The sequence below is a fragment of the Symbiopectobacterium purcellii genome (genome assembly GCF_052050035.1).
In the GTDB taxonomy this organism is placed as follows: domain Bacteria; phylum Pseudomonadota; class Gammaproteobacteria; order Enterobacterales; family Enterobacteriaceae; genus Symbiopectobacterium; species Symbiopectobacterium purcellii_A.
The window spans coordinates 2,259,751-2,272,673 of the sequence record NZ_CP189882.1; the positions used below are offsets into that span (position 1 = coordinate 2,259,751).

10 protein-coding genes and 4 pseudogenes are annotated in these 12,923 nt (G+C 49.0%); 9 read left to right on the forward strand and 5 right to left on the reverse strand.

Annotated features, from left to right (window positions below; translation table 11 throughout):
• Positions 1 to 281: 281 nt before the first annotated feature.
• Positions 282 to 419 (forward strand): hypothetical protein, encoded by a 138-nt coding sequence (locus tag ACQGXV_RS16230; RefSeq protein ID WP_440866922.1) that lies wholly within the window; start codon positions 282 to 284, stop codon positions 417 to 419.
• A gap of 13 nt (positions 420 to 432) precedes the next feature.
• Here ACQGXV_RS16230 and ACQGXV_RS16235 read toward each other — a convergent pair whose 3' ends face one another.
• Positions 433 to 1,644, reverse strand: a complete 1,212-nt coding sequence (locus ACQGXV_RS16235) for an IS256 family transposase (protein WP_440862551.1) — start codon at positions 1,642 to 1,644, stop codon at positions 433 to 435.
• 193 nt (positions 1,645 to 1,837) lie between these two features.
• Here ACQGXV_RS16235 and ACQGXV_RS16240 point away from each other — a divergent pair.
• From ACQGXV_RS16240 to ACQGXV_RS16255, 4 genes and pseudogenes are all read left to right on the forward strand, one after another.
• Positions 1,838 to 2,182: pseudogene (locus ACQGXV_RS16240) on the forward strand (transposase); the annotation flags it as partial.
• A 201-nt stretch (positions 2,183 to 2,383) separates the two neighbouring features.
• Positions 2,384 to 2,959: pseudogene (locus ACQGXV_RS16245) on the forward strand (IS5 family transposase); the annotation flags it as partial.
• 220 nt (positions 2,960 to 3,179) lie between these two features.
• Positions 3,180 to 3,344: a hypothetical protein gene (locus ACQGXV_RS16250; protein WP_440866923.1), complete on the forward strand. Its 165-nt coding sequence runs from the start codon at positions 3,180 to 3,182 to the stop codon at positions 3,342 to 3,344.
• Positions 3,345 to 3,396: 52 nt separating this feature from the next.
• The gene (locus tag ACQGXV_RS16255; protein ID WP_440867459.1) at positions 3,397 to 4,098 is read left to right on the forward strand and encodes a transposase family protein; all 702 of its coding nucleotides are present in this window, start codon (positions 3,397 to 3,399) and stop codon (positions 4,096 to 4,098) included.
• On the opposite strand, the pseudogene ACQGXV_RS16260 reads toward ACQGXV_RS16255, so the two are convergent.
• Positions 4,050 to 4,475: pseudogene (locus tag ACQGXV_RS16260) on the reverse strand (transposase); the annotation flags it as partial. The gene ACQGXV_RS16255 and the pseudogene ACQGXV_RS16260 sit on opposite strands and share 49 nt — an antisense overlap.
• Complete coding sequence (locus tag ACQGXV_RS16265) at positions 4,399 to 4,764, reverse strand: IS630 transposase-related protein (protein WP_440862584.1); 366 nt, start codon at positions 4,762 to 4,764, stop codon at positions 4,399 to 4,401. The gene ACQGXV_RS16265 and the pseudogene ACQGXV_RS16260, both read right to left, overlap by 77 nt.
• A gap of 226 nt (positions 4,765 to 4,990) precedes the next feature.
• Between ACQGXV_RS16265 and ACQGXV_RS16270 the strand changes: the two are divergent.
• Positions 4,991 to 6,164, forward strand: a pseudogene (locus ACQGXV_RS16270) (iron-containing alcohol dehydrogenase family protein).
• Positions 6,165 to 6,198: 34 nt separating this feature from the next.
• Here ACQGXV_RS16270 and ACQGXV_RS16275 read toward each other — a convergent pair.
• Together ACQGXV_RS16275 and ACQGXV_RS16280 are read right to left on the reverse strand one after the other, a co-directional pair.
• Entirely contained in the window at positions 6,199 to 6,834 is a 636-nt protein-coding gene (locus ACQGXV_RS16275; protein ID WP_222158481.1) for a two component system response regulator, read from the reverse strand.
• A gap of 30 nt (positions 6,835 to 6,864) precedes the next feature.
• Complete coding sequence (locus ACQGXV_RS16280) at positions 6,865 to 9,627, reverse strand: two component system sensor kinase (protein WP_440866924.1); 2,763 nt, start codon at positions 9,625 to 9,627, stop codon at positions 6,865 to 6,867.
• Positions 9,628 to 9,863: 236 nt separating this feature from the next.
• Here ACQGXV_RS16280 and ACQGXV_RS16285 point away from each other — a divergent pair, with 236 nt between their 5' ends.
• Genes ACQGXV_RS16285 through sctD form a run of 3 tightly spaced genes read left to right on the forward strand, consistent with a single transcriptional unit; the run spans position 9,864 to position 12,916 of the window.
• Positions 9,864 to 10,259, forward strand: coding sequence for a pathogenicity island protein (locus tag ACQGXV_RS16285; RefSeq protein ID WP_440866925.1), 396 nt, complete (start codon positions 9,864 to 9,866; stop codon positions 10,257 to 10,259).
• Entirely contained in the window at positions 10,246 to 11,721 is a 1,476-nt protein-coding gene (locus ACQGXV_RS16290; RefSeq protein WP_440866926.1) for an EscC/YscC/HrcC family type III secretion system outer membrane ring protein, read from the forward strand. Before ACQGXV_RS16285 ends, ACQGXV_RS16290 begins: the two co-directional genes overlap by 14 nt.
• The gene (gene sctD / locus ACQGXV_RS16295) at positions 11,702 to 12,916 is read left to right on the forward strand and encodes a type III secretion system inner membrane ring subunit SctD (protein ID WP_440866927.1); all 1,215 of its coding nucleotides are present in this window, start codon (positions 11,702 to 11,704) and stop codon (positions 12,914 to 12,916) included. The genes ACQGXV_RS16290 and sctD overlap by 20 nt, the downstream gene beginning before the upstream one ends.
• Positions 12,917 to 12,923 lie beyond the last annotated feature (7 nt).

The window sequence follows — 12,923 nt, forward strand, 5'->3', positions numbered from 1 at the left end:
TCCTCCTTTTATTCATGGTGTGGAGAGTAACATGACGCGTTTACTTGCAAGACGGCTACAACAATATGTGTTCACGGCAGTGCTGATGGGAATGGCCGCCCAAAGTTACGCAGGGAAAGCCAATAAACTAGTTGCTGAATAGAGACTTGCATTTTTTGTCAGGCTATTGAGAATAAAAAGAGGTTTAACTTAGAGAATAAAGGTTTGAAATGATCAACAAAGAGCGGTTGTTACGAGATAATCGTTTATGTAAAGCAATCATTGGATTATGAGTCGAAGAATTGAAAAATTTAGCCGCTGAATTTTCAGCTTGTTATTTGATTTATCGGAAAAAGAATCGAAAAGATCACGAGCGGCAGATGGGTGCAGGGCAGAAAGGATTTATCCCAACCCCAGAGTCTGTAAAGAATTTTGTGTAAATGGCTCCATTGCTTAACCGGAGATTCGTTCTCCATACATCAACATGAATTGGCTCATAGCAGGTTTCCAGTCTCTGATTGGCAAGGTCCATTTAGCAGAGATATTATGCAAGGCTAGATAGAGTAATTTTATCACCGAGTCATCCGTTGGAAATATTCGTCGCGTTTTCGTTATCTTGCGCAATGAAGCATTTAACGACTCTATTGCGTTGGTGGTGTAGATAACCTTGCGGATCTCCGGCGGAAAGTCAAAAATGACGATGAGACGTTCCCAATTATTTCTCCACGACGGGCTGATCGTCGGGAACTGCTCATCCCATTTGGCCGCGAAGGCATCCAGGGCCTCTTCAGCGCCCTCTAGCGTTGCGGAACTATAGATGGTGCGCAGGTCAGCAGCAACGGCCTTACGCTCTTTCCAGCCGACGTAGCGCAGCGAGTTCCGCACCTGATGCACAATGCAGAGCTGTACCCGCGTATGCGGGTAAACAGCTTCAATGGCATCAGGAAAGCCTTTCAGGCCATCGCAGCAGGCGACGAAGATGTCCTTTAGCCCACGATTTTTCAGTTCTGTCATCACAGATAACCAGAACTTGGCCCCCTCAGTTTTGGCTATCCATAGCCCCAGCAGCTCTTTTTCGCCCTGGCCGTTGACGCCGAGGGCCAGATAAACAGACTTGTTGGCCACGGCTCCGCCGTCCTGGCTTTTGACAACAATACAGTCAAGGTAAACAATGGGATAAAGCGCATCCAGCGGCCGTTGCTGCCAGCGCTTAACTTCATCCATCACAGCATTGGTCACTTGAGAAATGAAGCCAGCGGAAACATCGACCCCGTAGACTTCTTTAAAGTGTGCCTGAATATCACGGGTTGATAACCCTCTGGAATAGAGAGAAATAATGCGGTCATCGAAGCCGTTAAGCTGTTTTTCGTGCTTACCGATCAGTGTCGGCTCGAAGGTACTGTTGCGGTCGCGCGGAATATCGAGCTCGATCTCCCCATTTTGGCTACGTACGCTCTTGGATGTCTTGCCATTGCGTGAGTTGCCTGAATGATTACCAGCCGGGTCATGCTTAGCATACCCAAGGTGCATCTCCATCTCAGCTTCAAGAACCCGTTCCGCCAGTCTTTTAGTCAGCACCTTGAGTAGGCCTGATTCACCCAGCAGATCCTGAGGGGAGTGACAATCTTGAAGCAGTTGGTCAATAAGTTCGTTGCTGATAGGCATTTTGTTATCCTTTGAAGGTTTTCCTCAAAATGCCATTTACACAGATTATTTTACAGTCTCCAACCCCATTAGATAAACTGCTTTTTATTTTATTGTATTTAAAATGTTATCCGACCTGGCTTTGTTGAATAAATCGAACTTTCAGGGGATCGCCGGATCAAAGCACTATCATCGCTCCCGATAGCAGCTCCCCATGGCAAAGCAAAAGTTTAAAATCACCAACTGGCCCACCTACAACAAAGCACTCAGACAACGCGGCTCCCTGACGGTCTGGCTTGATGAGTCGGCCATCGCTGCATGGACTGACAGTTCTTCGCCTGAAGGTCGTGGTCGGCCGCTTTACTACACCGATATGGCTGTTACCACGGTTTTGATGATAAAGCGCGTGTTTAACCTGTCGCTCCGGGCATTACAGGGCTTTGTCGACTCGGTTTTTACACTGATGAGCCTGCCACTGCGCTGCCCGGACTACTCTCTGGTCAGTAGGCGGGCAAAAACCGTCAGTATCAGCATAAAAACGCCAACGCGTGGTGAAATCTCGCATCTGGTCAGGCTTTGTTGAATAATTTAAGATACTGATTTATATAAGCATTATAAAATTTCAACGACTAATTTTTCCTCTCGGAATGCTTTTTATTGTGCTAACTATTTGATTTGTCGTTCTAACAAAATACATTCTCTGTAAATGCATTCTAACTAAAGAAGATGTAAATCAAACGGTTAAATTATTCAACAAAGCCATCTGGTCATCGACAGTACCGGTCTGAAGGTCTTTGGCGAAGGTGAATGGAAAGTCAGGCAGCATGGGGCTGACAGACGAAGAGTGTGGCGCAAGCTTCATCTGGCAGCAGACAGTGCGACGCATGAGATTATCTGTGCCGACTTATCGCTCAGCGGAACGACAGATGCGCAGGCACTGCCGGGCCTGATTAACCAAACCCACCGAAAAATCAGGGAAGTGTCAGCAGACGGTGCTTATGACGCCCGTTACTGCCACGATGCGTTGCTAAGAAAGAAAATCAGGCCCCTTATCCCGCCGCGAAGCGGAGCCAAATACTGGCCGGACAAGTACCATGAACGTAACCATGCGGTGGCGAATCAGCGTCTGAGCGGGAGTAATGATATGTGGAAAAAGAAAGTGGGTTATCACCGGCGTTCAGTGGCAGAAACAGCGATGTTCCGCATAAAAACTTTGCTGGGTGGCCATCTGAGCCTGCGTGACTATGAGGCTCAAGTAGGTGAAGCCATAGCGATGGTCAAAGCGCTGAACCGTATGACGTTGTTGGGTATGCCACACAGCGTCAGGATAGGATAACAGGTGTAGCAGAGGGAGTCATCCTGTCGGCTAATTCTGATTTATTCAACAAAGGGCTTTGTTGAATAATTTAACCGTTTGATTTACATCTTCTTTAGGTAGAATGCATGTACAGAGACTGTATTTTGTTAGAACGACAAATCAAGTAGTTAGCACAATAAAAAGCATTACGGCTGGAAAACTTAGTTGTTGAAGTGTTATAATAATTATGTAAATCAGCATGTTAAATTATTCAACAAAGCCTCAACAAAGCCATCCGACCTATGATTTGCAAGGACTTCTTTTTGGTTTAGATATAGCCAACCGACTTAAAAATGATTACAGCCGATGCCCTGATATGTGGCAAAGAAGCATAGCTGGCTGTTATCAAAATAATGTCGCTTAGCTATAGAACACGTGTATGTCGCTGGGTAAAAATATTATTGCCGGTTTTAGAGATGACCTTGGGGCGAGAATGTGTTTTGCCCGCTCGTCAAATTCGCTCTGCTGAGGAATTTTTTCGCGCCTTTCCTGGAGTTAAAGACGTCTTTATTGATGGGACAGAGCGACCTGTCCAAAAGCCTAAGAATCTGCGTCGGCGAAAAAAAATGTATTCGGGAAAGAAAAGACAGACCACTCGAAAAGGGCTTATTATGACTGACGAAACAAGGCAAATTGGATTTATCCCCATGAGCAAAAATGGGCGCCGTCACGATAAACGCTTACTCGATAAAGTCGATATAATTCGCCATATTCCTCCTGAGGTAACCATCTGGGCAGATACCGGTTTTCAAGGTATAGATAAACAGCATCCTAATACACAAATCCCAAAAAAAGGAACTCGAAAAAGACCTTTATCGCCTGAACAAAAACAAGAAAATAAAATAATCTCGGGCATCCGTATTACAGTTGAACACGCCATCGCGGGTATCAAGCGCCTCGGTTGCATGACCCAAATTTTACGGAATCGTAGACCCTTTATAGCCAAGCGACTTAATTTTGATTACACCATATGGACTGAGAACAAACTCTCTGTATCGCAACCCATCTCTCTTTTTTTGCTTTTTGCTTGTGCCCATTTATGCTCAATTGGGTTAAGATCTGGCGAATATGTAGGCAAATACTCCACCATATACCCTGCATCGATGATGACTTGTTGAATATTATGTTTTTTGTGAAAAGTGGCATTGTCCATCATGATTACACTGTTTTTAGGGAGTACTGGGATAAGGACTTGTGTGACCCAGGCATAGAAAACATCGCTGTTAATATTGATATCAAATAATCCGATAGCAAACAGCGTTGTGCCTAATAAAGCGCCGATAACATTTGTTCTTCCCCTAGCTCCCCAGTTCTTCAGGCCAAAACACCGTTGACCTTTTGGGGAATAGCCGTGAGTCCGTGGGGCATCGTGTGAAAAACCACTTTCATCAATAAAAACAATAGGTTTACCTTCTTTTTCATACTGTTGTTTTTTTTGTTGAAATCCCTGCCGGGCGTTTTCGTCGGCTTTCGGATGACGTAGAGTTTTTTTTATAGGTCAATCCCAGCTTTTTAAGCGCTTGCCAAATGGCCTTCTGACAAACGCCAAAACGCTCTGCACGTTCTTTTTGGTAAGCATCTGGATATTGTTCAACATCTTTTATCAACTCGGATTTATCGATCTTTCGCTGACGCGTGGTCGATGCTTTTGACTCTATTTGATTAATCCAACGCGATACAGAGGCAGGGCCAATCCGAAATTGCTTCGCTGTTTCTCGGATACTCAACCCTTCGTTTTTCCGTGTAGATATCACTTTACGTCTAAAATCAATTGAATAGCTCATTTAAATAATGTAATCAAAATTAAGTCGTTTAGCTATATTGATGATACCTTCTTACTCCTTAGTGCGGGTCTTTGGAATTTCCATCTCAGAACAGCGTAAAATTTACTTCAATCACCGAAACACCCTTATTTCACTATTAAGCAACACGCTTAGTGTATTGCGGCGCTGCGTCAGTGTGCGCAGTAATCCCGCTTCTGCCAATTGACTGAATACTTACGGAGAATACATGCAACAGGTCTATTTTCCCGCGCGCGTGGTACGCGGCGCAGGCGCGATTAACCAGTTGGGCACCCTCGCTTCAGCACTGGGTAAACGTGCTGTGGTGTTGGGGGGGAAACACGCGCTGGAGGTGGCCTCATTCCTGATTGATGCACAACTTGCCGCAGCCGGTGTGAGCATGTGTGCCGACATCTGGTACGGCGGCGAGTGCAGCGAAACACAAATTTTATGTCTGGCACAAGACGTACGCACCCATGCTGCCGATGTGATTATCGCGGTGGGCGGTGGGAAGGCGTTAGATATAGCCAACCGACTTAAAAATGATTACATCCTATGCCCTGATATGCGGCAAAGAAGCATAGCTGGCTGTTATCAAAATAATGTCGCTTGGCTATACAGGAAAAGCTGTCGGGCTGGAAACCTCCCGTCCGGTTATCACCCTGCCGACCATCGCGGCAACCTGTGCTGCGGTGACGCCACTGACGATTCGCTATTATGACGACGGTCATTTTCGTGATTTGTATCATCTGCCTGTCGTGCCCGCCGCGGTGATTATTGATTCCGATATTCTGGCTAAAGCCCCACTGCGCTGGTTAGCCGCGGGGTTGGGCGATACGCTGGCAAAATGGTATGAACTGCGCGCCATTAGCGGTAATAAGGATGTCACCGGTTTTGGTGCGTCCTCTATGGCAAACAGCCAGCTTTGCTACCAACAGATTGCCCGATTTGGTGTCGCTTCCTGCGAAGCCGTACGACAACAGCAGGCGACACCGGCATTGGATCAGGTGCTTGATGCCATCTTTTTGTTTGCCGGATTGACCTCGTTGATGAGCAATGGTGCCCATGCGGCGGCCCATGCGCTCTACGAGGGTTTTACTGTGTGCGATAAGACACGTGCTTACGGACATGGTCTGCTGGTTGGGTTTGGTAATATCTGTTTGCTGGCGCAGGAAGGGCGTAGCGATGCGGAATTGCTTGAAGCCATTGCGTTGGCGAAGGCGTTTGCCATCCCAACATCATTGGCAGCGATTGCTCCAACCCTGACTTCAGAGGAGCAGGCGGCCATATTGAATGCGGCGGTGACGGCACCGGATATGGGCAATATGCCTCATATCGTTACCCACGAGACGTTACGCGATGCCATCCATCGCGTAGAACGTCTGGCTATAAGCGCCTGTTAACAGGCGCTATAAAGTGTTGCCTGGTATAAAAAACTTAATCAGTTAGCCCTAAGCGCCTTGAGCAATTAAGCAACTCTGTCACTTTATGTACATTGAGTTTTTTCATGATGTTCAGCCGATGGGTTTCGACCGTTTTAACGCTGATGCACAGTTGCTCGCCGATAAGGCGGTTGGTGTAGCTGTTGGCAATAAGTCTCAATATTTGCCGTTCACGCGGTGTCAGCAACTCCGGACTGTCCCCTTCCGTGTTCAGGGCGGAGTTGATGGCATCTCGGTTTAGCGCTGGGTCGATATACCTTTTTCGGACGGCCATCGTCTGGATTGCAGCCAATAATGTCTTTTGGCTGCTGTTTTTCAATACGTATCCCATGGCACCCGCCGACAGGGTGCGTATTGCCATAAACTCCTCGTTGTGTGCGGTGTACGCGAGGATGGCCATTTTAGGCCAGCGCGAACAGAGTTGCGGTATAAGGTCCAGCCCATTGATACCAGGTAATCCCAGATCGAGGATCACAATATCAGGTTCGTGCAGGCGGCAGGCGTTATACACCTCAAGGCCATTTTCAGTGTGCGCAATAATACGAAAGCGCGGGTAGGGCACCAGCAAATTGATAATGCCGTTTATGATCAACTCGTGATCGTCCACCAGCAAAATTTTATGATCGTTCATATTCCATTCCTCTCAACAAAACGTTGCCCTTTACGTTGAGCATTTCAAACGTAAAGCGACATCCAGCGTAAGACGCAGCTCTGCAATTTCCGCGTTGGATAATGGCAGTCCACGTTTAACACGGTTCTCCATTTCGATCACATCGCACAGCAATGGACCGAGACCAGCCTGCCAGATGCATCCTTTTAGGGTATGCAACAGCGTGATAGTTTTTTTCTGATCGCTTGAATTTTGTTCAATGTTTGACAGCAATTCGCGCAGTGAACGACGGATTTTTCGTCGCATAGTGGGGTGAGTGATATCGATGATGGCCTTGTCCATCAGGTTATCTTGCTCTTGCAGATCGATTTCTCGCTGAAGCTGATATTCGGCGGCGATGCTGATGCCGTCGGCCAAATGCGCCAGCGTGACGGGCTTGGTCAGGTAGTGGTGCATACCTGCTTGCTTGCAACGGACAATTTCTTCCGAGGCGGTGTTGGCTGACAAGGCCATAATGGCGCATTCCGTATCCTGATTCTTGCTGTCTTGACGCCACTGCTGGGTGCAGGTCAGGCCATCCATTTCCGGCATGCAGACATCCATCAACACCAGATCAAAACGCTGTTGTCGCCCACACGCCAGTGCTTCTCGGCCGTTACTGGCGGTAGTGACGTTTTGCCCGAGCAGTCTCAGCATGGCACCAATGATGTCGCGGTTTATTGTCGCATCATCAACGAGCAGGATATGCAATCGCCAGGGTTGAACCGGGATCACCGCCTTATCGGTGTCGGTGATGCCTGACGTTATCTGAGCAGCCAGCGTATAGAGTTTGCCCGGCAGAAAGCCAAGCTCGTCGGCAGACAGGGCACTGTCATGCGCTGCGGAATGGCATGTCAGTCCCCATTCGCTCAGTTGACTGTGCAGTGCCAATGGCGCGGTGATATCGCCGTTTAATGGCGTGGGTTTGGCGTATTTACCGAGCGGCATCATAAAAGAGATGCAGGTACCTAGCCCTACCGAGCTGTTCAGATCCAGCCACCCCCCCATCATCCGGGCAAGATTCGAGGCAATCGTCAGCCCAAGCCCTGTCCCCTGAATGTTTCCCTGGCTCTGAAAGAAGGGGGTGAATACCGCATCATGATCGGCAGAGGCAATGCCTTTGCCACTGTCACAAACGGCAAAGATCAGCGTGTTGTCGTTGCGTGTGACGCTGAGCGTTATCCCGCCGTTATCCGTAAATTTGACCGCATTTCCCAGCAGATTCACCAGAATTTGCCGTACGCGTGTCGCATCCATATCGATAAGCAAGGGCACATCACCGCTGACCGTGGTACGCAGCATCAATCTTTTGCTTTTTCCCGGTCCCTGAATGGTGTACATCGCGCGATCGATCAGCGGGAGCAGCGCTGTCTGCTCAACGTGCAGCGAGATTTGTCCTGACTCGATACGTGAGAAATCCAACAGGTTGTTGATGATATCCAGCAATGAGAGGGTACAAAGCCGGGCAGTTTCCGCCAGGTGACTTTGCTTGGCGCAAAGCGGGGTGAGTTGGAGTAGCTCCAGTGCACCCAGTGAACCGCTGAGCGGCGTGCGCAGTTCATGACTGATGGTTGTCAGGTGGCTGCTTTTGCGTTTGTTGGCCTGTTCTGCCTGCTGTTTGGCGATAATCAACTCGCGCGTGCGTTCAACCACGGTATTTTCCAGGTTGTCATGCTGTACGCGCAGATCGTTTAACAGCCGATTGTAAGCCTGAGCAATGCTGCCAAGTTCATCCTGACGGTTCTCCGGCAAACGCAGCGACAGTGGTGCCCATTTCGTCTTATTGATGATATCGACAAAGTCCTGCAACGGCCGGGCCAGATAACGATGGAGCAGCCCCAACAGCATTAGCGCAAGAAGGACTAACGTCGCTAATGCGAAAGGCAACTGGCTGATGGCGATAGACAGCGACCGGTGGATGATATCCCGGGTTGGATACAGGATAACCTGTTGCCAGCCGGGCCCTTTCAACTGGGTGCGCAGCACCAGATAGCCGGGAATTTCCTGCCAGCCATCATGCAGTGTGACGTCGTTGAACAGCGCTTGTAATGCCTGGTCTTGCTTCTCGTTGAGCAGAGAAAAAGGCAGGATGTGATTTTGCATATCCAGCCAGAGGCTGATATCGCTGCCAGAGAACAGTTGGCCGTAGGAGAGCACATCGCTTAATTTGACTGAAAGCCCGGCGAGCGTACCCTGTGAACTGGTAGCCGCAACGGAGATGCTCCAGCCCACACCCTCTGTGTACTTGGGTTCTCCCCAGTGCATATTGTGGTTGACGGGGCTACCAAGCAATTCTGTTAACTCGGTGCGACGACGCGAAAAATAGTCGGCGGCGTGCTCGCGAGGGGGCAACAGCGAGATGCCATAGCGGCTATCCAGCACAAAGCTGTCGAGGTAATAAGTTTGCCCGGCAGTGCCGTAAATCTGGATAAAGCTGCGATCCTGCTCTTGAACCGTTTTTGGGATACAGGCGCTGGTATCAATAGGCAGGTAACAGCCTTCACTTTTATCGACTACCGCCTTGTCTGCGGCACTGCTGTGATACAAGTGGTAGCGGTGTGCCAATATCTGCGCATCCCGTTCTGCACCTTCAAAACGGTGATTGGTTAACGTTGCCTGCAGGGTGGAAAAGTGCGTTAGATTCTCAATTAAATAATGTTTTTCCTGGTTAAGTGAGGCATAGGTTGCAGCGAAAACAGAAACCAGCCAGATAATAAATAAGCACAGTGATATGAATAATGTCGGTTTACTCACCAATGAGCGCTTTCTTTTCATTGTCATACCCGAAAATGGTGTCTAAATGAAATTGCCCCCGTGGGCGAATGAATTTACGTCTGCCGGTATTCTCTAACACGGTAATTTTCACTAAAACTATAATAGGCTTTAGCGCCGCAATTGTTTTAATTTGTAAATATATATAACCTCTCCTTAAGTAAAAATCAGGTATAAGGTTGATGTCTAAGATGCTCATTGCATTTGAGAATAAGATTATCCCATGGAGGTTGTTCTACATGATTGATTTATTAAAAACTATCCCTTTGGTTGAGGATATATCTATGCCTAATAGTAAAGGAGAAATCGTGATGAAAATAGCGGATCTCCCAGCGAAAGGCTATTCATGCAACCTCTCCTGGATTCTGGCAATATACCTCGTTGACTCTCATGATTTATCATTGGAAACATTGTGTTATGTTTCATGTTTGTTAGGGGCTCATCATGAAATTCACGATTTTTCCTACTACTTATCCGATGAAAAAAGTTGGCTGTGTTGTGTCTATGATAAGAAAATCTCTGCCGACGTAATGGCAAAAGAAATAGAGATGCATGTGGCGCTAACGCGTTATTTTCGATACCTCATTTTGAGTAAGAAATACCCATGCCAGGTAAAAGAATATGAAGCTATATAAAACCGCCCATTTGGTTTTGTTTTTTTTCTGTTCGGTTTCTTATGCCGAGAGCCTACCGTGGAAGGGCAATGATTTTTCATTGCGGGCACAAAATATGTCGCTCTCTTCTCTGTTGCAGCATCTCGCGGAAAACTATTATACATCAACGAATATCGACCCGGTGATTGTACAAAATTTCAGCGGCGTTATCTTGCCAGGACCGCCGTTGGATATTCTGTATAAGTTGATGAGCCAATATAATCTGGTTTCTTATTACGATGGCAATACGCTGTTTATCTACCCCGCACAGCGCCTGTCGCGCCATCTTGTAACACTCAATGTGCTATCTGCCACGCGTTTTGCAGCGCATTTACGCAGACTGAATGTCCCTGAAGATCGAAGTTGTGTCATTTACCCCGTGTTGAATGAGCATGCGCTGGAAATCAGCGGCGTGCCTGCCTGCCTGGAACGCGTTACGCAACTGGCAGCCACCCTTGATGCCGATATTAGCAAACGCCAGGATGATGCTGTGAGCGTTGTGGTATATCCGTTGAAATATGCCACTGCGCTGGATGATCAGTATCGATACCGCGATCAGACCGTTGTGGTGCCCGGCATTGTCAGCGTGCTGCGTGACATGACTCGCGGCGGCGCGCCCGCGCCAGCCAACAATACGCCTGCGACTCAAGGGCTGCCGATGTTTTCTGCGGATCCGCGTCAGAATGCGGTCATCGTGCGCGATCGCAGCGCTAACATGGCGGGGTATCGCCAACTGATCACCCAGTTGGATCAACGGCCTGAAATGATCGAAATTTCTGTGACCATCATTGATGTGGATGCCGGGGATATCAGCCAGTTAGGCATTGACTGGAGTGCGGCGACATCGATCGGTGGCGGAATGCTCAGCTTCAATAATAGCGGGGTGAGCCTGGACAGCGGATTCTCCAGTGTGATCAAAGACACGCCGAACTTTATGGTGCGTCTGAGCGCGTTGGAAAAGAACTCACGTGCCTATGTGTTATCGCAACCTTCGGTGGTGACGCTCAACAATATTCAAGCCGTGTTGGACAAGAATATCACGTTCTACACCAAGCTTGAGGGCGACAGAATGGTCAAACTGGAGTCCGTGACGACCGGATCGCTGCTGCGCGTTACGCCTCGACTGTTAGAGCAGAATGGCAAGCAAAACATCATGTTGAGCCTAAACATTCAGGATGGGCAACAAAGCCTGCCTATCAGTCAGGATGAGCCTTTGCCCGGTATTCAAAATGCAGAAATTGCTTCGCAAGCCATGTTGCAGGCGGGGCAGAGCCTGTTATTGGGCGGGTTCAAACAGGATAAGCAGATACAGTCGGAAAAGAAGGTCCCTTTGTTAGGCAACATCCCTGTGCTTGGCAACCTGTTCAGCACCAAAACCAACCAAATGCATAGCGTTATTCGCTTGTTCCTGATCAAGGCATCCGTTGCCAATAGACAACAGTGAAAAGCGTATGGAAAACACGTGGAAGATTCGCCTGTTAGGCGGCGTATTGCATGGACGGGAAGTGTGGCTATCGGAAGGTCGTCTCTCCATTGGTGAACGGGATTGCGATCTGTGCATCCCTTTGCAGGCCGCAAGCCGCATTGAGCTGGCGGTCGTTGATGGGCAACTCTATGCCAATGTGGAAAAGGTGTCGGTGCGGGTAAATGGTCGCCGCCATGTACAGCATCACCCCTTGCCGCCCCAGGGGGTATTGGAGGCGGCAGGATTAGCGATGGCATTTGGGCCTCAGCAAGCAGACCTTGCCGGTCATTGCCTGCCAGTTCGCCGATTTTCAAGCGGCTGGCTGTTGGTGCCTGGCATGCTTGCGCTGATCTTCGCTCTCATCTCTTTCTCTGTGGAATGGGGCCCGTCGCCATCGACGGAAGCACCAGTAGACGTGAGCGCGTTGTTGCAGCACACCGGGTTGACGCAGCTCGTGGCGCAATGGCAGCAGGATGGTGTGCTGCGTGTGTCTGGAGATTGCGAATCGAGCGAGACGTTGACGCCCTTGTGGCTTGCGCTGCAATCCCATGACATTCGCTACCAGGATGACGTTATTTGCGCCGATCAACTGGTCCGAAACGTGAAAGATGTGCTGATTCAGGCGGGCTACACCCAGGCTCAGGTTGTCAGTCGAGGGAAGGGAAATGTTGCGATCGATGCGGATATCCGTATGGGAGAACAGTGGGCGGCGGTTCAACCGCTGTTGGCTGACATTCCGGGATTACGGCATTGGCAGATAGAAAACCCCTACGACGAGATCGGTAACGCGCTGATTAGCGCGCTGCTACAGCAAGGATTAGCGGGCAAGGTGAACCTGACGGATACGGGGCCGCGTTTCATTTTGAGCGGCGTGTTGAACGCGCAGGATAAGCAGACCTTGACACAACTGATGCAGGATATGCGATCGCGCTATCCCACTGTGGCGCTGAGCTATCAGGATGTTCCCCTATCCAATGAGTTTTCCAGACAGCTGCCAGCCCCTGTCACTGGCATTGTTCATAGCCGCCGTGGCGAGTATTTGGTGTTGGGTAATGGCGATACCATATCCATCGGCAGTCGATTGGCTGAGGGCAGCGAGGTTGTGGCTATCAGCGATAGCGCGGTGACGTTCAGACAAGGGCGCACGCTGATCACGCTTCCATTCAATTTTTAAGGGGAAA

Bases quoted from the DNA above. Each gene is read 5' to 3' on its own strand.
- ACQGXV_RS16235 (WP_440862551.1), bottom strand. From the start codon at position 1,644: ATGCCTATCAGCAACGAACTTATTGACCAACTGCTTCAAGATTGTCAC.
- ACQGXV_RS16250 (WP_440866923.1), top strand. From the start codon at position 3,180: ATGTTAAATTATTCAACAAAGCCTCAACAAAGCCATCCGACCTATGAT.
- ACQGXV_RS16255 (WP_440867459.1), top strand. From the start codon at position 3,397: ATGACCTTGGGGCGAGAATGTGTTTTGCCCGCTCGTCAAATTCGCTCT.
- ACQGXV_RS16265 (WP_440862584.1), bottom strand. From the start codon at position 4,764: ATGAGCTATTCAATTGATTTTAGACGTAAAGTGATATCTACACGGAAA.
- ACQGXV_RS16275 (WP_222158481.1), bottom strand. From the start codon at position 6,834: ATGAACGATCATAAAATTTTGCTGGTGGACGATCACGAGTTGATCATA.
- ACQGXV_RS16280 (WP_440866924.1), bottom strand. From the start codon at position 9,627: ATGAAAAGAAAGCGCTCATTGGTGAGTAAACCGACATTATTCATATCA.
- ACQGXV_RS16285 (WP_440866925.1), top strand. From the start codon at position 9,864: ATGATTGATTTATTAAAAACTATCCCTTTGGTTGAGGATATATCTATG.
- ACQGXV_RS16290 (WP_440866926.1), top strand. From the start codon at position 10,246: ATGAAGCTATATAAAACCGCCCATTTGGTTTTGTTTTTTTTCTGTTCG.